This window comes from Pseudomonas sp. MH9.2, from assembly GCF_034353875.1.
Classification (GTDB): domain Bacteria; phylum Pseudomonadota; class Gammaproteobacteria; order Pseudomonadales; family Pseudomonadaceae; genus Aquipseudomonas.
This window is the reverse complement of sequence record NZ_CP133784.1, coordinates 4,826,414-4,848,525: the sequence shown is the minus strand read 5'-3', so window position 1 is coordinate 4,848,525 and position 22,112 is coordinate 4,826,414. Positions and strand designations below refer to the sequence as shown.

Annotated in this window: 19 protein-coding genes and 1 pseudogene; 11 read left to right on the top strand and 9 right to left on the bottom strand. The window is 58.7% G+C overall.

All coding sequences use genetic code 11. From position 1 onward, the window contains the following. Nucleotides 1-9: 9 nt before the first annotated feature. The 5 genes from RHM55_RS22265 to ampC all read right to left on the bottom strand — a co-directional run bounded on the left by RHM55_RS22265 (nt 10) and on the right by ampC (nt 5,931). A complete protein-coding gene (locus RHM55_RS22265; protein ID WP_322178359.1) occupies nt 10-1,347 on the bottom strand; it encodes an MFS transporter in 1,338 nt (445 codons plus the stop codon). Between the two features lie 100 nt (nt 1,348-1,447). Continuing rightward, nucleotides 1,448-2,386, bottom strand: coding sequence for a hydroxymethylglutaryl-CoA lyase (locus tag RHM55_RS22260; protein ID WP_322178358.1), 939 nt, complete (start codon nt 2,384-2,386; stop codon nt 1,448-1,450). Then, nucleotides 2,383-3,576: a CaiB/BaiF CoA-transferase family protein gene (locus tag RHM55_RS22255; protein ID WP_322178357.1), complete on the bottom strand. Its 1,194-nt coding sequence runs from the start codon at nt 3,574-3,576 to the stop codon at nt 2,383-2,385. Before RHM55_RS22255 ends, RHM55_RS22260 begins: the two co-directional genes overlap by 4 nt. Nucleotides 3,577-3,711: 135 nt before the next feature. Further along, on the bottom strand, nt 3,712-4,632 hold the full coding sequence (locus RHM55_RS22250; protein ID WP_322178356.1) for a LysR family transcriptional regulator: 921 nt from the start codon (nt 4,630-4,632) through the stop codon (nt 3,712-3,714). 117 nt (nt 4,633-4,749) lie between these two features. Then, a complete protein-coding gene (gene ampC / locus RHM55_RS22245; RefSeq protein ID WP_322178355.1) occupies nt 4,750-5,931 on the bottom strand; it encodes a class C beta-lactamase in 1,182 nt (393 codons plus the stop codon). 585 nt (nt 5,932-6,516) lie between these two features. Between ampC and ssuD the strand changes: the two genes are divergently transcribed. The 4 genes from ssuD to RHM55_RS22225 all read left to right on the top strand — a co-directional run bounded on the left by ssuD (nt 6,517) and on the right by RHM55_RS22225 (nt 10,770). After that, entirely contained in the window at nt 6,517-7,656 is a 1,140-nt protein-coding gene (gene ssuD / locus RHM55_RS22240; RefSeq protein WP_322178354.1) for an FMNH2-dependent alkanesulfonate monooxygenase, read from the top strand. Between the two features lie 114 nt (nt 7,657-7,770). Then, a complete protein-coding gene (locus RHM55_RS22235; RefSeq protein ID WP_322183071.1) occupies nt 7,771-8,958 on the top strand; it encodes an acyl-CoA dehydrogenase family protein in 1,188 nt (395 codons plus the stop codon). An 8-nt stretch (nt 8,959-8,966) separates the two neighbouring features. Continuing rightward, nucleotides 8,967-10,073, top strand: a complete 1,107-nt coding sequence (locus RHM55_RS22230; protein WP_407074570.1) for a sigma-54 interaction domain-containing protein — start codon at nt 8,967-8,969, stop codon at nt 10,071-10,073. 262 nt (nt 10,074-10,335) lie between these two features. Continuing rightward, nucleotides 10,336-10,770 (top strand): hypothetical protein, encoded by a 435-nt coding sequence (locus RHM55_RS22225; protein ID WP_322178352.1) that lies wholly within the window; start codon nt 10,336-10,338, stop codon nt 10,768-10,770. A gap of 82 nt (nt 10,771-10,852) precedes the next feature. Here RHM55_RS22225 and RHM55_RS22220 read toward each other — a convergent pair whose 3' ends face one another. Both RHM55_RS22220 and RHM55_RS22215 read right to left on the bottom strand, forming a co-directional pair. Further along, nucleotides 10,853-12,292 carry an FAD/NAD(P)-binding protein gene (locus tag RHM55_RS22220; protein ID WP_322178351.1) on the bottom strand — a complete coding sequence of 480 codons (1,440 nt, stop codon included), beginning with the start codon at nt 12,290-12,292 and terminating at the stop codon, nt 10,853-10,855. 198 nt (nt 12,293-12,490) lie between these two features. Continuing rightward, the gene (locus RHM55_RS22215) at nt 12,491-13,054 is read right to left on the bottom strand and encodes an XRE family transcriptional regulator (protein ID WP_322178350.1); all 564 of its coding nucleotides are present in this window, start codon (nt 13,052-13,054) and stop codon (nt 12,491-12,493) included. A gap of 103 nt (nt 13,055-13,157) precedes the next feature. On the opposite strand from RHM55_RS22215, the gene RHM55_RS22210 reads away from it, so the two are divergent. The 7 genes from RHM55_RS22210 to RHM55_RS22180 all read left to right on the top strand — a co-directional run bounded on the left by RHM55_RS22210 (nt 13,158) and on the right by RHM55_RS22180 (nt 20,341). Next, nucleotides 13,158-14,084 (top strand): DMT family transporter, encoded by a 927-nt coding sequence (locus RHM55_RS22210; protein WP_322178349.1) that lies wholly within the window; start codon nt 13,158-13,160, stop codon nt 14,082-14,084. 184 nt (nt 14,085-14,268) lie between these two features. Then, entirely contained in the window at nt 14,269-17,187 is a 2,919-nt protein-coding gene (locus RHM55_RS22205; RefSeq protein WP_322178348.1) for a monovalent cation/H+ antiporter subunit A, read from the top strand. After that, the gene (locus tag RHM55_RS22200) at nt 17,187-17,531 is read left to right on the top strand and encodes a Na+/H+ antiporter subunit C (RefSeq protein WP_219061377.1); all 345 of its coding nucleotides are present in this window, start codon (nt 17,187-17,189) and stop codon (nt 17,529-17,531) included. The genes RHM55_RS22205 and RHM55_RS22200 overlap by 1 nt, the downstream gene beginning before the upstream one ends. Further along, nucleotides 17,528-19,207, top strand: a complete 1,680-nt coding sequence (locus tag RHM55_RS22195) for a monovalent cation/H+ antiporter subunit D (RefSeq protein WP_322178347.1) — start codon at nt 17,528-17,530, stop codon at nt 19,205-19,207. Before RHM55_RS22200 ends, RHM55_RS22195 begins: the two co-directional genes overlap by 4 nt. Further along, nucleotides 19,204-19,692, top strand: a complete 489-nt coding sequence (locus tag RHM55_RS22190; RefSeq protein ID WP_322178346.1) for a Na+/H+ antiporter subunit E — start codon at nt 19,204-19,206, stop codon at nt 19,690-19,692. Before RHM55_RS22195 ends, RHM55_RS22190 begins: the two co-directional genes overlap by 4 nt. Further along, on the top strand, nt 19,689-19,967 hold the full coding sequence (locus RHM55_RS22185) for a K+/H+ antiporter subunit F (RefSeq protein WP_322178345.1): 279 nt from the start codon (nt 19,689-19,691) through the stop codon (nt 19,965-19,967). The genes RHM55_RS22190 and RHM55_RS22185 overlap by 4 nt, the downstream gene beginning before the upstream one ends. Further along, entirely contained in the window at nt 19,964-20,341 is a 378-nt protein-coding gene (locus RHM55_RS22180) for a Na+/H+ antiporter subunit G (RefSeq protein ID WP_322178344.1), read from the top strand. The genes RHM55_RS22185 and RHM55_RS22180 overlap by 4 nt, the downstream gene beginning before the upstream one ends. Before the next feature lie 25 nt (nt 20,342-20,366). Here RHM55_RS22180 and RHM55_RS22175 read toward each other — a convergent pair. After that, nucleotides 20,367-21,022 (bottom strand): annotated as a pseudogene (locus tag RHM55_RS22175) (glycine betaine ABC transporter substrate-binding protein); the annotation flags it as partial. A gap of 137 nt (nt 21,023-21,159) precedes the next feature. After that, nucleotides 21,160-21,627 carry a hypothetical protein gene (locus tag RHM55_RS22170; RefSeq protein WP_322178343.1) on the bottom strand — a complete coding sequence of 156 codons (468 nt, stop codon included), beginning with the start codon at nt 21,625-21,627 and terminating at the stop codon, nt 21,160-21,162. Nucleotides 21,628-22,112 lie beyond the last annotated feature (485 nt).

The window sequence follows — 22,112 nt, the reverse complement described above, 5'->3', positions numbered from 1 at the left end:
GATTGGCAATCACTGATCGGTCTTGTCAAGCGTCCGCAGTTTGGCCGGCAAAGCCCAAAGCAGCAGCCCGGCGGCAATCAGGCTGGCGATGCCGATCACGTACAGCGCTGGGGTGGTGCTGCCGGTCAGGTCTTTGATTCGGCCGACCATGATCGGGCTGACGATACCGCCGAACTGCCCGAGGGTATTGATTACCGCAATACCGCCGGCTGCACCTGCGCCAGCACCGGCCAGCAGTTTTGGTGGCAGGGCCCAGAAGGCAGGGATTGAGGCGACGATGCCTGCACCCAGCAAACTCAGGGAGATGATAAGAAACAACGTGTGCTCGGCGAATATCCCGGCGCTAAAGAAACCGATCGCTCCCAGCACCACCAAACCGGCCACGTATTTGCGCCGTTCGCCGCTGGCATCGGACATCCGCCCAACTACCACCATGCTGATGGCGCCACAGATATACGGGATAGCCGTAAGCAAACCGATGATCACCGGGCTTTCAGTGCCAGCGCTGCGAATCAACTGCGGGGCCCAGAAGTTGAGGCCATAGGACGCCACTTGAATCAAGAAGTAAATCAGCCCGAGCATCAAGAAGCCTGGCAGCTTCAATGCCGCCAGCAAGGAGCCGCCGCCTTTGTGGGGTTCGTGGTGGGCGACGCGGCTGGCCAAATAGGTCTTTTCCTGGCCCGTCAGCCAATGCGCATCGGCGATCTTGTCCTTGAGGACAACCAACACCAACAGGCCCAGCAGCACACAGGGTAAACCGCCCAGCAGGAACAGCCAGTGCCAGCCGCGCATGTTCATCACGCCATCAAGATGACCGAGGACCAGGCCCGAGAGCGGCGCGCCAATCAGACCGGCGAAGGCCGAGGCCAGGAACAGCATCGAGGTGATCCGCCCGCGATAGTGCTGTGGGAACCACAACGTCAGGTAATACAGCACGCCCGGCGCGAAGCCCGCTTCCATCGCGCCAATGATGAAGCGCAAACCGTAGAACTGCCATTCAGTATTGACGAAGACCATCAGCGCCGTCGCCACACCCCAGGACATCATGATCCGGGCGATCCAGCGCCGTGCGCCGACCTTGTACAGCATCATGTTGCTGGGCACTTCGAACAGCACGTAACCGACCACGAACAGCCCCGCGCCGAGACCATAAGCGGTGTCGCTCAGGCTCAGGTCAGTCTGTAGCTGGAATTTGGCGAAGCTGATGTTGATGCGGTCGAAGAAGGCGAACAGGTAGCAGACCATGATCAATGGCATCAGGCGCCAGGCGACTTTACTGATCAGGGCCTTTTCCGCGCTCACGATCTCGGCAGGACTGCTGTCCGCGTTCAGAACAGAGATTGTCATTTCATTTTCTCCAGACGGACTTCCCGTGGGTGTCCGATTGTTTTTGTTGTCTGGTCCGGGGGCGTGTGCCCCCTTGGTCACGCTAAGGGGTGAAACAGGATCAAACGGGCATATTCTCCGGCGCGGAATGCAGGTCGCAGTTGCGACCGGCCTTGGCTACCTGACCGGGCATTTCATGACCCAACAGCGCAGGCAGACGGCGAGACATCTCCAGCAAATGAGGCAGATCGGTACCGGTGTGAATACCCATTTCCTCGCACAGGTTCACCAGGTCTTCGGTGCAGATGTTGCCGGAGGCGCCAGGGGCGAACGGACAACCTCCCAGCCCCCCAAGGGAGGCATCGAAGCGCCGTGCGCCAGCCTCGTATGCAGCCAACACATTGCTCAGGCCCAGACCTCGGGTGTTGTGGAAGTGCAGCGTCAGCATTGACGCCGGAACCTGCGTCAATACGCGTTGTACCAGACGATAGACCTGACGTGGATTGGCCATGCCTGTTGTGTCGGCCAGGGTGATGCCCTGCATGCCCAACTCCAGATAAGCATCGACGATCTGCATCACCCGGTCTTCGCTGGTCACGCCTTCGAAGGGGCAACCGAAGGCGGTGGCAATGGAGGCATTCAGGCCCAGCGACGTGCCGCGAGCCAGTGCCACCACATCGGCAAATGCCGTAAGCGATTGCTCGCAGCGCATGCGCATGTTTGCCAGGTTATGGGTCTGGCTGGCGGACATCACCAGGTTCAGCTCATCGGCACCCGCGCTGAGGGCGCGCTGCGCACCTTTGAGGTTGGGCACCAGCGCAACGTAGGTCACGCCAGGCTGACGCTGGATGCCCAGAAACACCGCTTCACCGTCGCGTAACGCTGGGATGGCTTTGGGGGAGACGAAGGAGCCTGCTTCGATACGGGAAAACCCGGCCAGTGACAATTGATCGATCAAGGCGATCTTGTCGGCAGTTTCTACCCACTTGGGCTCGATTTGCAGGCCGTCTCGCGGCGCGACCTCCTGGACGATCAGGCTGTCGGAATAGTCAGTAATCATTGGACCACTCCATCGTGTTTGAGTCGGGCGATATCCTGCTCGGTCATGCCCAGTTCGCTGAGTACGCTGGAGGTGTGCTGGCCCAGGCTTGGCCCCTGCCAATTGATTGAGCCCGGTGTCTCGGAAAGTTTGGGCACGATGCCCGGCATCTTCACCGCAGCCCCGCCCGGCAACTCGGCGTCGAGAATCATGTCGCGTGCCTGATAGTGCGGATCGGCAACGATGTCAGCCACTGAGTAGATGCGCCCGGCCGGCACCTCAGCCGTTTCCAGGGCCTGCAACACGGTGTCGATGGGCTGGCTCAAGGTCCAGGTGCTGATCGCTTCATCGAGCATCGCGCTCTGCAGCGCCCGACCATCGTTATGCGTCAATTCGGGGTTTTCGCCCAAGTCGGGGCGGCCGATGACCTGCATCAGTCGCTTGTAAATCGGGTCGCTATTGCCCGCAATCACCACGTAGGCGCCGTCGGCAGTCGGGTAGGTGTTGGAAGGTGCGATGCCTGGCAAGGCGCCGCCGCTGCGCTCACGTATATGGCCTTGCATGGCGTATTCCGGTACCAGACTTTCCATGACGTTGAACACGCTTTCGACCAGCGACACATCGACAACCTGACCTTCGCCCTGCCCGGTCTTCACCCGCAGCAACGACATCAGTGCGCCCATCACCGCGTGCATCGATGCCAGCGAATCACCCAGGCTGACGCCGACCCGCGCTGGCGGTGAACCAGGCGTGCCGGTGGTGTAACGAATACCTCCCATGGCTTCGCCGATGGCGCCAAAACCGGGACGGTCACGATAGGGACCGGTCTGGCCGTAGCCTGAGATGCGCACCAGGGTCAGCTTGGGGTTCAGCGCATGCAAAACGTCCCAGCCCAGACCCAGTTTTTCCAGGGCGCCGGGGCGCAAGTTCTCGATCAGCACGTCGGTGCTTTCAGCGAGCTGCTTGACGATGGCGATGCCTTCGGGAGATTTGAGATTCAGTGCAAGGGATTTTTTGTTGCGTGATTGGAGGTACCACCACAGGGAGGTGCCCTCGTGGAGTTTTCGCCATTTACGAAGAGGATCGCCCTGCCCCATCGATTCGATCTTGATCACTTCAGCGCCGAACTCCGCCATCAGACGCGCCGCGAAGGGTGCCGCGATCAGTGTTCCAATCTCGATAACGCGGATTCCACTCAGGGGAGCCGTCATCTTCAGTGCCTCATATTTTTTTATTGGAATGTAAGCCTTGTAACGTGAGCCAAGGCTAGAGGACCAGGCACTGAAGAATCCAACCTTCTGTTGGCAAGCGTCGTTCGCGAAACGCGAACGCTTGAGGTGGTGTGTCTAGTTCGCGGGATTTTCCAGGCGGCGCAAGTGTTCGAACAACAAACAGCTGACCGGTGACAACGATGCCTGGTCGCGGGCTACCAGCAACAAGGTGCGTTCGGACCAATCATCGCTCAACGCCACCGCCGTCAACCCGAGCGAGCGACCGAACAGTTCATACGCCTTTTGCGGCAGGATGCCGATGCCCATATTGGCCTGCACCATCCGGCACACCGCATCGAAACCTGGGACATGAATCCGCAGGCGCACGATCCGCCCGCAGGCACGAGCCGCTGCGTGGGTGCGCATGTTGATCGAACTGGCCGCATGCAGACCGACATAGTCATAGTCCAGGGTATCGGCAAAGGCCACGTGATCACGATCGGCCAAGGGATGGTCGCTGCGCATCACGACCGCCAGCGTATCCTGGCGATAAGGCACGCTGAACAGGCTTTGGGTGTCGGTGTCCATCGAACAAATGCCGATGTCCGCCACGCCATCAATGATGCCCTGCACCACGCCATTGCTGGGGCGTTCTTCGAGGTCGATTTTCACTTGCTCATGGCTGGAGACGAAGTCGTGCAGGTCTTCCGGCAGAAACTGGATGATCGCCGACAGGTTCGCCAGCATCCGCACATAACCGCGTACGCCCTGAATATGTTCGCCTAGTTCCAGGCCGATTTTTTCCACATCGAACAGCATCCGCCGCGCATGGTGCAACAGCGTTTCCCCCGCTGCGGTCAATGCCATGCCTTTAGCGTTACGCATGAACAGGCCAATGCCCAGTGCATTCTCCAACTCCATCAAACGCTTACTGGCTGCCGACACCGCAATCGCCTCCCGCGCAGCCGCCCGAGTCAACGTGCCTTCTTCGTGCACGGCGACAAACAATTGCAGGGTAATCAAGTCAAGACGACGGGTGAGGTTTTTGTGGCGCATGGGGTGCGGCTCTCGGCTTCGCGATGAGGCCGAGGATATCCGTAAATCAGCTGCTGAGGTTTAAAACCCCACACTCGCCTGCACGAAAAACGTCCGTGGTAGGCCCAGGTAGATGCCTCAGTGCTCTGCTCGCGAGCAGCAATCCAATTTGCTCAGGATTTGATACGCCAAACGAACCCGAGGCTCGTTGGGATAATTCTTGTTGGCCAGGATCACAATGCCGAGCTTCTTCTCAGGGATGAAGGCAGCGTAGGCTCCAAACCCGCGGGTTGAGCCCGTCTTGTTCACCCAGACCGCCTGTTGCGGGGGCTGGGGCGGGGTCAGCTTGGTGGCCGCCTGACGCTCATAAGCCATCTTGTCAGAGTTGCCTTCCAGTAGCGTATCGAGGCTAACCGGGTACCCATATTGTTCCCATATAAGGTCCTGGGTCATCGGACCAAGCTGGAAGTAACCTATATGGGTATCGGCGATTGCGCGCTTAAGCGTGGCATCTGTCTGGGTAAGGTTCAGGTTAACCTCGACGAAGCGAATCAAGTCCTGGACGCTGGTTTTCACTCCGTAGGCTTCGGCTGCAAGCACTCCTGGGCTAAGCCTGACTGGAGCGTCCTGTTTGTTATAGCCCTGTGCATAGAGCGGCATATTGCTTGAAGGCACATTGATGTAGCTGCCGTGCATGCCAAGTTTCGGGAAAAGCTGGGCCTCAAGAGCCTCATCGAAAGGAATGTTCATGCTCTTGGCAGCGATCATCCCAAGCAAGCCGATACTGGGATTGGCGTAAGTCCTGTAGGTGCCAGGGGCGAAAAGGGGCTGCCAAGACCTGAAGTAGTCCATTAACTGCTCGTTGTTCTGGACGTCATCAGGAATCTGAAGGGGAAACCCTCCCGCCGTATGAGTCCCCAAGTTGATCAGCGTCACCTTGTCCAACTGGCTGCCCTGGAGCTGCGGCAGGTATTTGCCGGGGTTGTCACTGAGTGCAAGCCGACCGTTGACCTGAGCGTAAGTGGCCAGGGTCGCCGTGAACGTTTTGCTGATCGATCCGATCTCGAACAGCGTATTGCGGGTGACCTTTCGCCCGGTTTCCCTGGAGGCCACCCCGTAGTTGTAGAAGCTTTGTTTACCATTAGCGGTAACTGCAATAGCCAGGCCGGGAATCTTGTACTGCTGCATGATCGCCTGGGCGGCGTCTTGCACGAGGTTGTCAATATCCGACTTTTCCGTATCCGCAGCTGCTGAGGTGCCGAACAAAGCCGCACAGACAAGAAAGAGAAACGGTGCGCAGAATTTTCCATTCGAGTGCATCCGGTCGTCCTTTGGGGGTTTCTATTGGACGGCGAAAACTATCACATGATTTAGTTTTTCCAGAACCGCTGCTTGGCGACTCTCGGTACTGAAGTACCTTTTTCGGCGATCAAACACGAACCATGCCCCATGCCATCACTGCTCGCCATTGATGCGTCTACGTGCGCGCCCATGATGGCGCCTTGAGTGTGTCGGGCCTCGCAGCCTCGCGTAGCACTGCAAGCCTGCAGCGCCCGAGCATAGGACTCATACATATATATTAAAGTTATAAAAATATGAAATTAGGTTCTTTTGAGGAATAACTCATAAGCTTTATAACTAGCACTGACTCAATGCAGTGTTGGCCCAGCAACTGTTTGCCCGGCAACAGTCATTCAACAAAAGCGTTGCCGGTGAACAGGTGACTGACGCTAGCCAGCGCTGCCCAAGGTGTGAATACGGGGGGCTCGTTGATACAGCTCTTGCTCTGAGCCCGTGAACTTCATTACCGACTGAGACACCGCTTTTTTGCCCTACTGCATAACGCGCCGTACTGCTGTTCGGCGTCTATAAAAAATTGGCTGCACATTGTTTGAAGGATTTGTCATGGATGTTTTCTGGTTCCTCCCTACTCACGGCGACGGCCATTACCTGGGCACCACCAAAGGCGCCCGCCCCGTCACCTTGAATTACCTCAAACAAGTGGCCCAGGCAGCGGATGACTTGGGTTATCACGGGGTGCTGATCCCCACTGGCCGCTCTTGCGAAGACTCCTGGGTCATCGCCTCGGCGCTGGTGCCATTGACCGAGCGCCTGAAGTATCTAGTGGCCATCCGTCCCGGCATTATCTCGCCGACCGTGTCCGCGCGGATGGCGGCAACCCTGGATCGACTGTCCGGTGGCCGACTGTTGATTAACGTGGTGACCGGCGGCGACCCGGATGAAAACCGTGGCGACGGTATCTATCTCGATCACAGCGAGCGCTACGAAGTCACCGACGAGTTTCTGCACATCTGGCGTCGCGTGCTGCAAGGCGAAGCCGTGGATTTTGAAGGCAAGCATTTGCGCGTGCAGAACGCCAAAGCGCTATACCCACCGATTCAGAAACCCTATCCACCGCTGTACTTCGGGGGATCTTCCGAGGCTGCTCACGAACTGGCCGCCGAGCAGGTGGATGTGTACCTGACCTGGGGTGAGCCGCCAGCCGCCGTCGCCGAGAAGATCGCTGACGTTCGCGAACGTGCCGCACGCAAAGGACGCACCGTGCGTTTCGGTATTCGTCTGCATGTGATTGTGCGTGAAACCAGCGAAGAGGCTTGGAAAGCCGCCGATACCCTGATCGAGCACATCAGCGACGAAACCATCGCGGCCGCGCAGAAGTCGTTCTCGCGCTTCGACTCCGAGGGCCAGCGACGCATGGCAGCGCTGCACGACGGGCGTCGCGATAATCTGGAAATCGCACCAAATCTGTGGGCCGGTGTCGGCCTGGTTCGTGGGGGGGCTGGCACCGCGCTGGTGGGCAACCCGCAAGAGGTCGCGGCACGGATCAAAGAATATGCGGACCTGGGGATCGAGAGCTTCATCTTCTCCGGCTACCCGCACCTCGAAGAAGCCTACCGCTTCGCCGAGTTGGTGTTTCCGCTGCTGCCCGAGCCCTACGCGAGCCTGGCCGGTCGCGGGATCACCAACCTGACCGGGCCATTTGGCGAAATGATCGCCAATGACTTGCCGCCTCAGGCCAAGTGATCGGTTGCGCCTGACATACCGTTTTCGCAGGCAAGTCTGCTCACACAGCCTGAACAGGATCGGGGGGGCGTGACACTTCCGTCCGACCCTGCATTAACCCTTGAGGAAACCCGTGTGACTGCCAAGCCGCCAAGCGCCCCGTCCACGCCCTTGCAGACAGCCCAAAAACTGGCTGCACAATTTGCCGAAACCGCCGCAGAGCGTGATGAACGTGGTGGCACTCCCAAAGCCGAGCGCGACGCACTGCGCGAAAGCGGCCTGCTGGCGCTAAGCATTCCTCGTCAATATGGCGGGCTAGGTGGGCGCTGGAGTGAAACCTTAGACATCGTTCGCGAGTTCGCCAAGGTCGACAGTTCCATCGCTCATGTCTTCGGTTTCCATCATTTGATGTTGGCCACCGTGCGCCTGTTCGCCAAGCCGGAACAATGGCAGCCCTGGTTCGAGCAGACCGCGCGCAAGAATTGGTTCTGGGGCAACGCCCTCAACCCGCTGGACACACGCACTGTCGTCAAAACATTCAACGGCTGGCGGGAGTTCTCCGGCAAAAAAAGCTTCTGCTCCGGGGCCAGCGATTCACAGATGCTGATCGCTTCGGCCGTGGACGAAACGGCGGGCGGCAAGTTGCTGATCGCCGCCATCCCCAGCGGGCGCAGCGGTATCACCCTGCATAAAGACTGGAACAACATGGGCCAGCGTCAGACCGACAGCGGCAGTGCCAGCTTTGAGCGGGTGCGGGTCGACGAGTCGGAGTTGCTCCTTAACCCCGGTCCTTTGAGTACGCCCTTTGCCTGCTTGCGTCCGCTGATCGCGCAACTGACGTTCACCCACATGTTTCTCGGTATCGCCGAGGGGGCCTTCAATGAAGCGCGGCAATACACCCTCACCGAAACCCGCACCTGGTTCAAATCCACGACCGAGGACATCCGCCAGGACCCTTATGTGTTGGCACACTACGGGGAGTTCTGGGTAGCGCTGGAAGGCGTGCGGTTGCTGGTAGAACGGGCCGCCGAACTGCTCGATGCCGCTTGGGCCAAAGGCCCGGATCTAAGCAACGAGGAGCGTGGTTATCTGGCAACAGCGATCGCCACCGCAAAAGTCGCCGCCAGCCGCCAAGGCCTGGAGCTGTGTAGCAAGCTGTTCGAGGTGACGGGGGCGCGCTCGACCCACGCGTCCCTGCGTCTCGACCGGCATTGGCGCAACCTGCGCACTCAGACCTTGCACGATCCTGTGGATTACAAACTCCACGAACTGGGTGACTGGGCATTGAACCGATCTCTGCCTGTTCCGACCTTCTACTCATAGTGATAGAGATGCCCATGCAGCTTCTGACCTTACCCCCATCGCCAGCTTTGGCGACGTCGATCCGGGCCACCGCTCAGGTCTTCGAAGATCCAAAATCCCAAGCCCTGTTGGCGCATGTGCAGCAGGTCGCGCCCAGCGAAGCCAGTGTGCTGATCATCGGCGAGACCGGCACCGGCAAGGAACTGGTCGCGCGCCATATCCATAACCTCAGCGCCCGACGCAATCGCCCCTTCGTGGCGGTCAACTGCGGAGCCTTTTCCGAATCGCTGGTCGAGGCCGAGTTGTTCGGTCACGAAAAAGGGGCCTTCACCGGCGCCCTCAGCGCTAAAGCCGGCTGGTTTGAAGAGGCCAATGGCGGCACGCTGTTCCTAGATGAGATCGGCGATCTGCCAATGCCCATCCAGGTAAAACTGCTCCGGGTGTTGCAGGAGCGTGAAGTGGTGCGTCTGGGCTCACGTAAAAGCATCCCCATTGATGTGCGGGTCCTGGCGGCCACCAACGTACAGCTGGAGAAAGCCATCAATGCAGGGCATTTTCGCGAGGATCTGTATTACCGGCTGGACGTGGTAAGCCTGGAGTTGAGCCCGCTGCGCGAGCGTCCCGGCGATATCCTGCCATTGACCCGGCACTTCATCGAGGTCTATAGCAAGCGCTTGGGTTATGGCCCGATCAGCATCAGCGCAGAAGCCGAACACAAGCTCAGGAGCTACAGCTGGCCGGGTAATATCCGCGAACTGGAAAACGTCATCCACCATACCCTGCTCATCTGCCGCAACGGGTTGATCCAGCACAACGATCTGCGCTTGTCGAACATGCGCATCGAGCGCCTGGATGATACGGCGCCTGTTGACGACTCCGCCGCGGCGCTGCTGACGCGAGCGTTCCAGACCCTGTTCGAAGAGCAGGCCGGCGCCCTGCACGAAAAAGTCGAAGACGCCCTGTTGCGCGCGGCCTATCGCTTCAGCCATTACAACCAGGTGCACACCGCCAACTTGCTCGGTTTGAGCCGCAACGTCACGCGGACCCGCCTGATCAAGATTGGCGAGCTGGCAGTGAACAAACGTCGTCCCACTGAACAGACGGCAGGAGATCGCGTGCTTCAGCTATCAATCTGAACGCCGATCAGGTGTCTGGCACGAAGTAAAAAGGTGTAGGACCGTAACGCTTCGATCAGAAACGACAGTATCTTCGACTGCTCAAACCCAGCATTTACGGGGGGAAATATTAACTATTTAATACCGTACGAAATCCCCTACTAAACCTAGTCACGAACCCTGCATCTATGCAGGAAGCGTCTGACAGATTCAGGGGTCGACTCCCGTTATGGTTGCGCCGGCTTATTTATGCCCGAGCACAAACCACCAGGAGTCACCACACATGAAGAAGTTATACCTTGCTGCCGCTGTCGCCACCCTGATCGCAACGACCAGCGGCTGCGTGAGCTATAACATGAGCCAGCCAACCGCGCCGATTGCTGGCTCGGTCACCGCTGACTTGAAAGCCGATGTGAAAGTAGGGGAACAAATCAGCGGCGAATCATCCACCACGATCCTGTTCGGCTGGCTTAACGTGGGTGGCGATACCCAGTTCGCCGATGGCGTTACTTACGGTGGTGCGGGCGGTTCCGCAATCGGCCTGCCTGACCCGATCTCCGCAGTGAAAGCTGCCGCCGCGTTCAAAGCGGTGAAAAGCTCCGGTTCCGACCTGATCGTCGCACCTCGCTACGAAGTCAGCGTTGAAGACTACTTTCTGTTCAAGAAGGTCAACGTCAAGGTTACCGGTAACAAAGGCAGCATCAGCAGCATCCGCTAAGGACTGCTCGCTCTGGATTGAATCCCAGTGACGTGAACGAACGCCGCTCAGCGCATATCCGCTGAGCGGCGTTTTTTATGAGTCAGTGTTTATCCAGAGAAGCCAATCGCTCCGCCAGGGCTTTGGCCTGACTGGCGACGTCGGTTACTGCAGTACTTTCCCACCACATTCCGCGCAACGGCGGCCCCATGGCGAACAGCCGCGGTGAGACGTTCCCTTGCGCATCAAGCAACGCACCATCGGGCTGCGCGGCAATCCCTAGCGCCAGCGGACCTGGGAGGATAAGGCCCCGCGCCAAAAGCTGCCTGGGCAATGCACGGTCCACCCGACGCCAGTCGTATTCGATGCCCGTGGAGTTAATCAAGGCATCGCCAATGACGTGCGACGACTCAGACTCTCCGCGACGACGGATGCGAATCTGTACCTGCCCTGTCGGCAGCACTTCCACCCCCTGCAATGACGCGGCGTGAATGGTCAGCCGTCCCTCTTCCACACGTCGCGCCAGCAGTGCTGCACTTGGCGGTGGTGAACGATGGTGATGGCTTTCCCACCAGGGCCGCACATGGCGAACGAATTGCCGACGCTGCACATCGCTGGCCTGGGACCACAGACGGCCAATGTGCGCACGAACCGTATCCAGCGGCGCCTGCCAATCAATCCCGTCAGCAATGGCGTGTTCGCATTCCTCGCGGACCTTGCGCAGCAGCTGACGCGTGCTGCGAATACTGTGATCTTCGGCCAGAAAATCCACCCACACCGGCGGCTGGCGGCGGACGTGGGGCAATAGACCGTGACGGGAAAACACGTCGATTGGTCCGCGATGCCCGGCCTGCTCCAAGGACACCAATGCATCGACCATGGTCAGGCCCGAGCCGATGATCAGTACGTTTGCCAAAGGGTCGAGCTCGCGCATGGCGTCGACATCCCACGGATCGACAGACGCCGCATTAAGCCCGCTGGACTCGCGTTGTGAGGTGCGCGCAGCAGGGAACATGCCGGTGGCCAGCACCGCAAACGTGCCCTGTAATTGGCGGCCATCACTCAGGGTGATCCGCACACCCGCATCACTGCTTTCCAGATCAGTTGCTTCGCCGCGCACATGTTCCAGGCTAGATCCGTATGAAGCGCCGAGCACCCGCGCATCCGCCAATCGTTGCTGCACATACAGACCAAAAATACCCCGTGGCGGGAACAGCTCTGCCACGGGTACGTGTTGCCCGGCAGACTCCGGCCAGCCGCCAGCCGCAATGTAGTCGCCCAGCCATTGGGTCAGGTCATCGGGGTTGTCTGGATCGACACCCATGCGTGCAGCATTACCATTGAGGGTGTGGCCCAATTCAGTCGCGCTGTAGGCTTCGCCACGCCCCAGCTCACTGCGCGACTCGATAATCAAAATCCGTCGTTTACCCGGCAGTCTCAATAATTGCGCAGCCAACATGCTGCCGCTCAAGCCGCCACCCACAATTAAAATATCGGCTGTACGGACGGCAGAAATCGCCTGCCCTGAATGCGACTCGGTCATTCCCCTATCCTTCAAAAAGCGCAGCAAAAAGTAATGTCTGCCACCGACCTTGCACAGGGCATGCCTGATCAAAAATGATCGCTTTTCTTGGCCTTGCCTGCAATCTGACAGTGAAAAAGTCCAGCAAACCTACACAGTGTTCAAACGCTGTTGTTGGGCAAACAGTTCGCGAGCCATCACCCCTCTTCCGTGAACGGCTTACAGCACCACGTTGCGCACAAACCGAACAGCCACCGGCCCATCGTTTCGATAGGTATGGGCCTGACTGCTGGCGAACATGTAGAACTCGCCGCGTTCAACGCGGTGGACGGTATCGACCAGACCGATGTTCAAGCAACCTTCGAACACATAGACCTGCTCACTCCAGCCTTCAGGGTCGGCTTCCGACGCATAAACCTCACCCGGTTCCAGGCAAAACTCCCACAACTCGACTTCGCGCTTGGCCACGGCCTTTGCCAGGAGCACTGCTTTGCTGCCAGGGATCAGTCCCGCCCACGCGACCTCGTTGATGCGGCTGGGATCGCGCACATCCGGGGCCTGGATCAAATCGCTGAACGCCACGTCCAGCGCATCGGCGACCCGATCAAGGGTTGCCAGGCTAACGTTTTTCTCGCCCGCCTCGATTGCCACCAGCATTCTGCGGCTCACCCCGGATTTCTCTGCCAAGGCACTCTGACTAAGGTCTGCGGCATTGCGCAAACGGCGCACATTCTGACTGACGTGTTGTAGCACCGGGGCTCTCTGAGCGATGTCTTTGTGCACTATATTGCTCGCCTGATTCGATTTGCGCAGTATACTGCCCACTTTCGACGCATTCTGCGTCTCACCTTTGTCACACGCAAGCCCCAATAGCCCGGTGAACACCATGAAGTCTACCCGCCTGACGCCACGAATCAGTAAAGCAGAAGCTGTATTGATCCTGATCACCGTGATCTGGGGCGGGACGTTTCTGCTGGTGCAGCATGCACTGACGTCCAGTGGACCGTTGTTTTTCGTCGGGCTGCGGTTCGCTGCCGCCGCGAACATCGTTGCCCTCTTTTCCCTGCGAATTCTACGCGACCTGACGCTGCTCGAGTTCAAGGCCGGGGTGTTCATCGGTGTGTCGATCATGCTCGGCTATGGCCTGCAAACCATCGGCCTGCAAACCATTCCCAGTAGCCAGTCTGCCTTTATCACCGCGTTGTATGTGCCTTTCGTACCGTTGTTGCAATGGCTGGTGCTGGGACGTCGTCCGGGTCTTATGCCAAGCCTGGGCATTGGCCTGGCCTTCGCCGGGTTGATGCTGCTGTCCGGGCCCAATGGCGCCTCGCTGAATTTCAGCCCCGGTGAAATAGCCACCGTGGTCAGCGCTGTGGCAATTGCCGGCGAAATTATTCTGATCGGCGCCTACGCTGGCAAAGTCGACGTGCGTCGAGTAACGGTAGTGCAACTGGCAACCGCCTCGGTATTGTCGTTTCTGATGGTCGTCCCGACCGGAGAGCCACTTCCACCGTTCTCATGGTTGCTGGTGATCAGCGCGGTGGGCCTCGGGGCCGCCAGCGCGGCGATTCAAGTCGCAATGAACTGGGCGCAGAAAACCGTTTCGCCGACCCGTGCCACCGTGATCTATGCCGGTGAGCCGGTATGGGCCGGAATTGCCGGGCGTCTGGCCGGTGAACGCTTACCCGCCATCGCCTTGCTCGGTGCGGCATTAATCGTTGCAGGGGTCATTGTCAGCGAACTTAAAGTGCGGGCCAAGGCGGCAGTGAAAGACGAAAAAGATCGAGGTGAGGTGTTGAGCGAGGCCGATTGAGCCCAGCAACACCGAGTGCCTTCATTCGCGAAAGCGACAGCCCCGTCACAATAAATCCCTCGTAAAACCGGGCCCCCAACTACCCTTGCCTTTAGCCTTTGTAGGATTCTGCCACAGCTTGCGAGTTGGTGATCTGGGACCTGACACGTATGATTCCAGATAATTCCCAGCAGATTAGAAACCTATGTCCCTGATAGTTCTACTGCTTTTGCCTTTTATCGGCAGCTGTCTCGCGGCCCTTTTGCCGCACAACGCGCGTAATACCGAGTCCATCCTCGCAGGTCTGGTGAGTCTGATAGGCGCGATCCAGGTCGCCCTGTGGTACCCGCAGATCGCTGACGGCGGTGTGATTCGCCAGGAATTCTTCTGGTTACCAAGCCTGGGCCTGAATTTCGTTCTGCGAATGGATGGTTTTGCCTGGTTGTTTTCCATGCTGGTGTTGGGCATCGGTGCGCTGGTGTCCTTGTATGCACGTTATTACATGTCACCCGACGACCCGGTACCGCGCTTTTTCGCCTTTTTCCTAGCGTTCATGGGTGCCATGCTGGGCCTGGTGATCTCCGGCAATCTGATCCAGATCGTATTTTTCTGGGAGCTGACCAGTCTTTTCTCCTTCTTGCTAATCGGCTACTGGCACCATCGCGCCGATGCCCGCCGAGGCGCCTACATGGCGCTGGTGGTCACCGGAGCTGGCGGCCTCGCCTTATTGGTGGGGGTCATGCTGCTCGGCCATGTGGTCGGCAGTTACGACCTGGACAAGGTACTGGCGGCGGGTGACGTAATTCGCGCCCACGCCCTGTACCCGGTGTTGCTGCCGTTGATACTGATTGGCGCCTTGAGCAAGAGCGCGCAGTTCCCTTTTCACTTCTGGCTGCCCCACGCCATGGCCGCCCCAACCCCGGTTTCGGCCTACCTGCACTCAGCGACCATGGTCAAGGCCGGGGTATTTTTACTGGCGCGTTTCTGGCCGGTATTGTCTGGCACTGAAGAATGGTTCTGGATCGTCGGCGGGGCCGGCGCCTGCACGTTGCTGTTGGGTGCCTACACAGCGATTTTCCAGACCGACCTCAAGGGCCTGCTGGCCTATTCGACCATCAGCCATCTGGGGCTGATCACCCTGCTACTTGGCCTGAACAGTCCATTGGCCGCCGTGGCGGCGGTGTTCCATATTCTCAATCACGCCACCTTCAAGGCCTCGCTGTTCATGGCCGCCGGGATCATCGACCATGAAAGCGGTACCCGCGATATTCGGCGGCTCAGCGGCCTGATCAAGATGATGCCGTATACCGCCACCCTGGCCATGGTCGCCAGTGCGTCAATGGCCGGGATTCCGCTGCTGAACGGCTTTCTTTCCAAGGAAATGTTCTTCGCCGAGACCGTGTTCATCTCTTCTACCGCGTGGGTCGAGATGGCTCTGCCTGTCATCGCGACCATTGCCGGGAGCTTCAGCGTCGTCTATGCGCTGCGCTTTACCGTGGATGTATTTTTCGGTCCGAAAGCCACCGACCTGCCCCATGCACCTCACGAACCGCCACGCTGGATGCGCGCACCGGTGGAGCTACTGGTGCTGGTCTGCCTGATCGTCGGCATCTTCCCCGCACAGTCCGTGGGCCCGCTGTTGGCCACTGCAGCACGGCCGGTCGTGGGGGGCACGCTGCCCGAATACAACCTGGCGATCTGGCATGGCTGGAATACGCCAATGATCATGAGCCTGCTGGCCATGGTCGGCGGAATCGTGCTGTACCTGTTGTTGCGCCCGGCGTTCAAACAGGAGCGATTTACCGGTGCGCCCCTGGTCTCCCGCCTCAATGGCAAGCATCTGTTCGAGCGCAGCCTGGTATTGATGGTGCGTTGCGCACGGCGTTTCGCGCGAAAGATCAGCACCCGCCGCCTGCAGGCCCAGCTATTTCTGCTGGTCCTGGTCGCATTCGTTGGCGGACTGATTCCGCTCTACCACAGTGGCCTGACCTGGGGTGATAGACCAAAGATTCCAGGCTCAGCGGTGTTCGTAACGCTGTGGCTGATTGCGATTGCCTGCGCACTCGGCGCCGCGTGGCAGGCCAAATATCACCGTCTCGCGGCACTGACCATGGTCAGCGTCTGCGGATTGATGATCTGCATCACCTTCGTCTGGTTCTCTGCCCCGGACCTGGCTCTGACCCAGTTGGTGGTGGAGGTGGTCACCACCGTGCTGATTCTGCTGGGCCTGCGCTGGCTGCCACGACGCAACGAAAACGTCGCGCCACTGCCGAGCACCCTCAGCCAGGCTCGGGCACGTCGTCTGCGTGACTTGCTACTGGCGGTGATGGTCGGTGGCGGCATGGCGCTGCTGTCTTATGCGATGCTGACTCGGCCAACGCCCAATACGATTTCCTCGTTCTATCTCAGCCGCGCCCTCCCTCAAGGCGGCGGCAGCAACGTGGTGAACGTGATGCTGGTGGACTTCCGCGGCTTCGATACCTTGGGCGAAATCACTGTATTGGCGGCCGTCGCCCTGACGATATTTGCGCTACTGAGGCGCTTCCGCCCCCCTAAAGAAAGCATTCCGCTGCCCGCTCAGCAACGCTTGCTGGCGCGTGACGTGGTCACCGACCTGGTTAATCCGCGCAGCGCCAGTGACACCGCACTGGGCTTCATGATGGTGCCAGCGGTGTTGGTACGCTTGCTGTTGCCGATTGCCTTGGTGATTTCAATGTATCTGTTCATGCGCGGGCATAATCTGCCAGGCGGCGGATTCGTCGCTGGGCTGGTGATGTCCGTGGCCTTCATTCTTCAATACATGGTGGCGGGAACGCAGTGGGTCGAAGCGCAAATGAGCCTGCGTCCACTGCGCTGGATGGGCATCGGAATGTTGTTTGCGATGTTCACCGGGCTGGGTTCGATGGCACTCGGCTACCCGTTCATGACCACCCATACCGCGCACCTGCAGTTGCCGCTGCTGGGCGATATCCACTTCGCCAGTGCGCTGTTCTTCGATATCGGCGTGTACGCCGTGGTGGTCGGCTCGACGCTGCTGATCCTCACTGCTTTGGCTCACCAATCGGTGCGAAGCCATCGTCCGACCTCGCTGCCCAAGCCCATAGCAACGCAAGGAGCCGTCTGATGGAAGAAGTCATCGCAATCGCCATCGGTGTACTGGTTGCCTCGGGCGTCTGGCTGATCCTGCGACCTCGAACCTTTCAAGTGGTGATGGGGCTGTGCTTGCTGTCCTACGGGGTCAACCTGTTCATCTTCAGCATGGGCAGCCTGTTTATTGGCAAGGAACCGATCATCAAGGACGGAGTGCCGCAAGACTTGCTCAATTACACCGACCCCCTGCCGCAAGCCCTGGTCTTGACGGCGATTGTCATCAGCTTCGCCATGACCGCTCTGTTTCTGGTACTGCTACTGGCCTCGCGGGGCCTGACCGGCACCGACCATGTGGATGGTCGGGAGCCTAAAGAATGACGTTGATGAATCAACTGATCGTCGCCCCCATTCTGCTCCCCCTGCTGACCGCCGCCCTGATGTTGATGCTCGGCGAAAAGCATCGTCCGTTGAAAGCCCGAATCAACCTGCTCTCCACCTTACTTGGGCTGGCGATCTCGATCAGTTTATTGATATGGGTCCAGCAGGCAGGTACCACGGGCTCTATCGGCGTATACCTGCCGGGTAACTGGGAAGCGCCCTTTGGCATCGTGCTGGTGGTCGATCATCTTTCCGCGCTGATGCTGGTGCTGACCGGGATCATCGGTGTCTGTGCGCTGCTCTTCGCCCTGGCCCGCTGGGACCGGGCCGGCGCCAGCTTTCACGCCTTGTTCCAGATCCAGCTGTTGGGCCTTTACGGGGCCTTCCTGACCGCTGACCTGTTCAACCTGTTCGTATTCTTCGAAGTGCTGTTGGCCGCGTCTTATGGCCTGATGCTCCACGGTTCGGGACGCGCACGGGTCTCAGCGGGCCTGCATTACATCACCATCAACCTGGTGGCCTCGTCGTTGTTCCTGATTGGAGCGGCACTGATTTATGGCGTGACCGGCACCTTGAATATGGCCGATCTGGCAATAAAGATCCCGTTAGTGCCCGAATCCGATCGCGGCCTGTTGCATGCTGGCGCCGCGATTCTTGCCACGGCGTTCCTCGCCAAGGCAGGCATGTGGCCGCTGAATTTCTGGCTGGTGCCGGCCTACTCGGCAGCCAGCGCCCCTGTGGCAGCGATGTTCGCGATCATGACCAAAGTCGGTGTCTATACCCTGTTGCGGCTCTGGACCCTGCTATTCTCGGGGCAAGCAGGCGCCTCAGCTTTTTTTGGCGGCGACTGGCTGATCTACGGCGGCATGGCGACGATTTTCACGGCAGCCGTAACGATTCTGGCCGCGCAACGCCTGGAACGCCTGGGCAGTCTGAGCATTCTGGTGTCGGCAGGTATCCTGCTGTCGGCCATCGGCTTTGCCCAACCCAGCCTGACCGCTGGCGCACTGTTCTATCTGGTCAGCTCGACCCTGACTCTCAGCGCCCTGTTTCTGCTGGCCGAACTGATAGAGCGCTCGCGCTCAGAGAACGAAATCCCCCTCTTTGAAGACGCGGAGCGGCCTCGTCCGCTGGAATCGTTGCAGCCACTGCCGGGTATAAACCTCGACGAGGAACAGAAAGCCGTGGTGGGTCAGGTGATCCCGAGGACCATGGCCTTCCTTGGGCTGAGCTTCATCGTTTGCGCCTTATTGATCATTGGCATGCCGCCTCTGTCCGGCTTTATTGGCAAGCTGACGTTGCTCAGCGCTTTGCTCAATCCACTCGGGCTGGATGTGGCCAAGGACGAATCGATTTCAGGTGCCAGTTGGGTCCTGATCAGCCTGTTGATCTTCTCCGGACTGGCCTCGCTGATCGCCTTTTCTCGCGTCGGCATTCAGCGTTTCTGGGCTCCGAGGGAGCGACCTTCGCCTAAGCTGCGCCGCAATGAGTGCCTGCCCATCCTGATCCTGTTGGGTTTGTGCATTGCGCTCACGTTCAAAGCCGAGCCGCTGCTGCGCTACACCCAGGACACTGCGGCGGCCCTGCATGATCCGCAGCAATACGTGCTGTCAGTCATGGCCACCCGCCCACTGCCCGGCCCGACCACGGCTGCTGCCCAGCAGGTGCAGCCATGAAGCGCCTGTTCCCTGCCCCGTTGCTATCGCTGGCGCTCTGGTTGCTCTGGCTGGTACTGAACCTGTCTCTCAGCCCCGGCAATCTGTTGCTCGGCGCATTGCTTGGGGTTGTCGCCCCCTTGCTGATGAAGCCGTTGCGCCCTCTGCCGGTACGGATTCGCAGGCCTGGCGTGATGCTGAAATTGTTCCTGCGGGTGGGATGCGACGTGGTGTCATCGAACATTGCCGTGAGCTGGACGGTGTGGAACGCTAAACGGCGACCACCCCGCTCAGCGTTCGTCAAAGTACCGCTTGAGCTGCGTGACGCCAATGGCCTGGCCGTCCTGTCGATGATCACCACGGTCATTCCGGGCACGGTGTGGTCCGAACTGGCCCTGGACCGTAGCGTGTTGCTGATGCATGTGTTCGATCTGAACGATGAGGCGCAGTTCATCGCACACTTCAAGCACTGTTACGAACGCCCGCTGATGGAGATTTTCCAATGAGTGCCCTGCTCTCCAACGCCATCTTGCTCAGCCTGTTCATCTTTGTGATGGCGATGGTGCTGACCTTTATTCGGCTGTTCAAGGGCCCGTCCGCGCAGGATCGGGTCCTCGCTCTGGACTACCTGTATATCATTGCCATGTTGATGATGCTGGTGCTGGGCATCCGCTACGCCAGCGACATGTACTTCGAGGCCGCGCTGTTGATTGCGCTGTTCGGCTTCGTCGCCTCCTTCGCGCTGGCGAAGTTCCTGCTGCGCGGCGAGGTGATCGAGTGAATTCGCTCAGCGTGCTGCCATTCTGGGTCGAGATCATCACTGCGGCGCTATTAGTCGCCAGCAGCCTGTTCGCCCTGACCGGCGCTCTCGGTCTGCTGCGCATGAAAGATTTCTTTCAGCGCATGCACCCACCCGCACTAGCGTCCACCTTGGGCGCATGGTGTGTAGCGCTGGCGTCGATCATCTATTTTTCGGCGCTGAAATCCGAACCGGTGATTCACGCCTGGTTGATCCCGGTACTGCTGTCTATCACTGTGCCGGTCACGACCCTGTTGCTGGCCCGCACCGGACTGTTCCGCAAACGCATGGCGGGGGATGACGTACCGCCAGAGGTCAGTGGCGATCGCAACGAAGGTGATCCGGGCGGTAACTGATGGGCGGCATTTCAGCTATGCCGCCTCATTTCAAGCTGGCGCTGACCTTGGTCGCAATGTCTTCGGGCAGCCAGGCCTTCCAGACATCCGGGTGTTCCTTGAGGAACACTTGGGTAACATCCCGTGGGGCCAGGTGTTTTTCGCTCATGTCCGCCAACGCCTTGTTCAGCGGACCCATTGGCAGATCAACCTTCTCGAAGAACGCTACCGGTTGCGGATAGTGCCGCTTAAACGGTCTGGAAACCCCGATGCTCAGCGTAGACCGAAGAACGTTGGCTGCGGATTGAGATTTTTCGCATCGGTCAGGGTTTCCCAAGCGGATGCATCAAAGGCCGGCTCCTGAAGTTGAATCAATTTGTAGCATCCCAACAGCGGCGTCGGCGACCAGTAATAGAACAATACCGGCCGGACTCGTTTCATGGACGAGGAGATTTCGGCATCCCGTGCTGCGCCCGACCCGCTTTGAAAATTCACATAGCTTTTCTCGAGCCCATACGCCTTGAGCTTCTAGCCGTTGACCACGCCAGAAGTCCAACCCATTGGGCTGTTCAAAATTCGCCCTTTGCCCGGTAACTCGGGGGCTTTGAACACATCTTTGTACCGAGGCAAATCCGACACACTACGCAGCTAGGGCGCCATCGGCTTGATACCGCGCTCAGCGTCGCCCGTGATGACGTATTCGGTTCCCATGGTTTCAAAATACTCTGTCAGCAGATCGGCGCAGAGGTTCCTTTTCGACGGAGCCCGGCTTCGAGGGGTTGCCTTATACGGTGCACACTCGTTCATTCGCGAGCAAAACGCAGCGTCTTGTTCTCGTATTATTCACTGGCCTTGAATGTCAGCTCACCCTTGCGCCATTTCGCGGCTTTGCCGGTAACGGCTTTCAGGGTCTTGCTCAACGTACCTTGCAACTGCTCGTTGGCGGCAAAGACCGTAACCACGGCACGGCCTTCCTTGAACACAATACCGTGGCCATCAGGCGTATTAACGTAGGCGTAATCACCCAGACCATAGACGGTCAACTTGATATCTCGAAACTTCAGTTCTAACTTACCGCCTTCACGGCTGGGCAATACTGCCGCACGAAAGTGATCGCCTACTTTGAGTTCCAGACGCTGCTTGTCGTCTACCACCAACGCGGTTTCGGTATCAATTTCAGCGATGTAGATGCCTTCGGCGGTTTGCTCGGTGACATAGACAAAACGGGATTGGAATTGCTTGACTAGCTTGGCACGAAGATCGCCAAGCACGAATAATGCGTGCATATCCAGATTACTTACTGCCAATGACGAGTCCTCTAACTTGAAAATTATCTTGCCCGACAACGTTCGAGCACCACACAAAACGGGTTGGATATAGCTATTTTCCGCCCCTGTTCGTCGCACAAAAAATATTGACTGACCTTGATCCAGTCTCCCTGACGTTTCGAGGAAGATTGTCAACTTGGAGCCCAGGCGTCTGCCAACAACCCGGCACAGAATATTAATGGATAACCGACTCGGCGTCTCGCCACCTGGGCGTCCAGCCTTGCAGGAAATCGCGCTTTCGGTTGCCAGAGAATAGCAGGCAACGTATTCAGGAATAAAAATACGATTCTACCGGTTAGCCCCCCCTACAGGGTATATACCTTTCGTCCGGCGACGACGCGGAGAGCAGAAATCCACTCGTTAACGTCCGACTCCCGATAACCTGTCATTCGTCATCGTGAGAACTAAACCCCGCCTGTCCACCTCAACAACTGCCATACTCGCCAACATCAAAAAAAACAGAC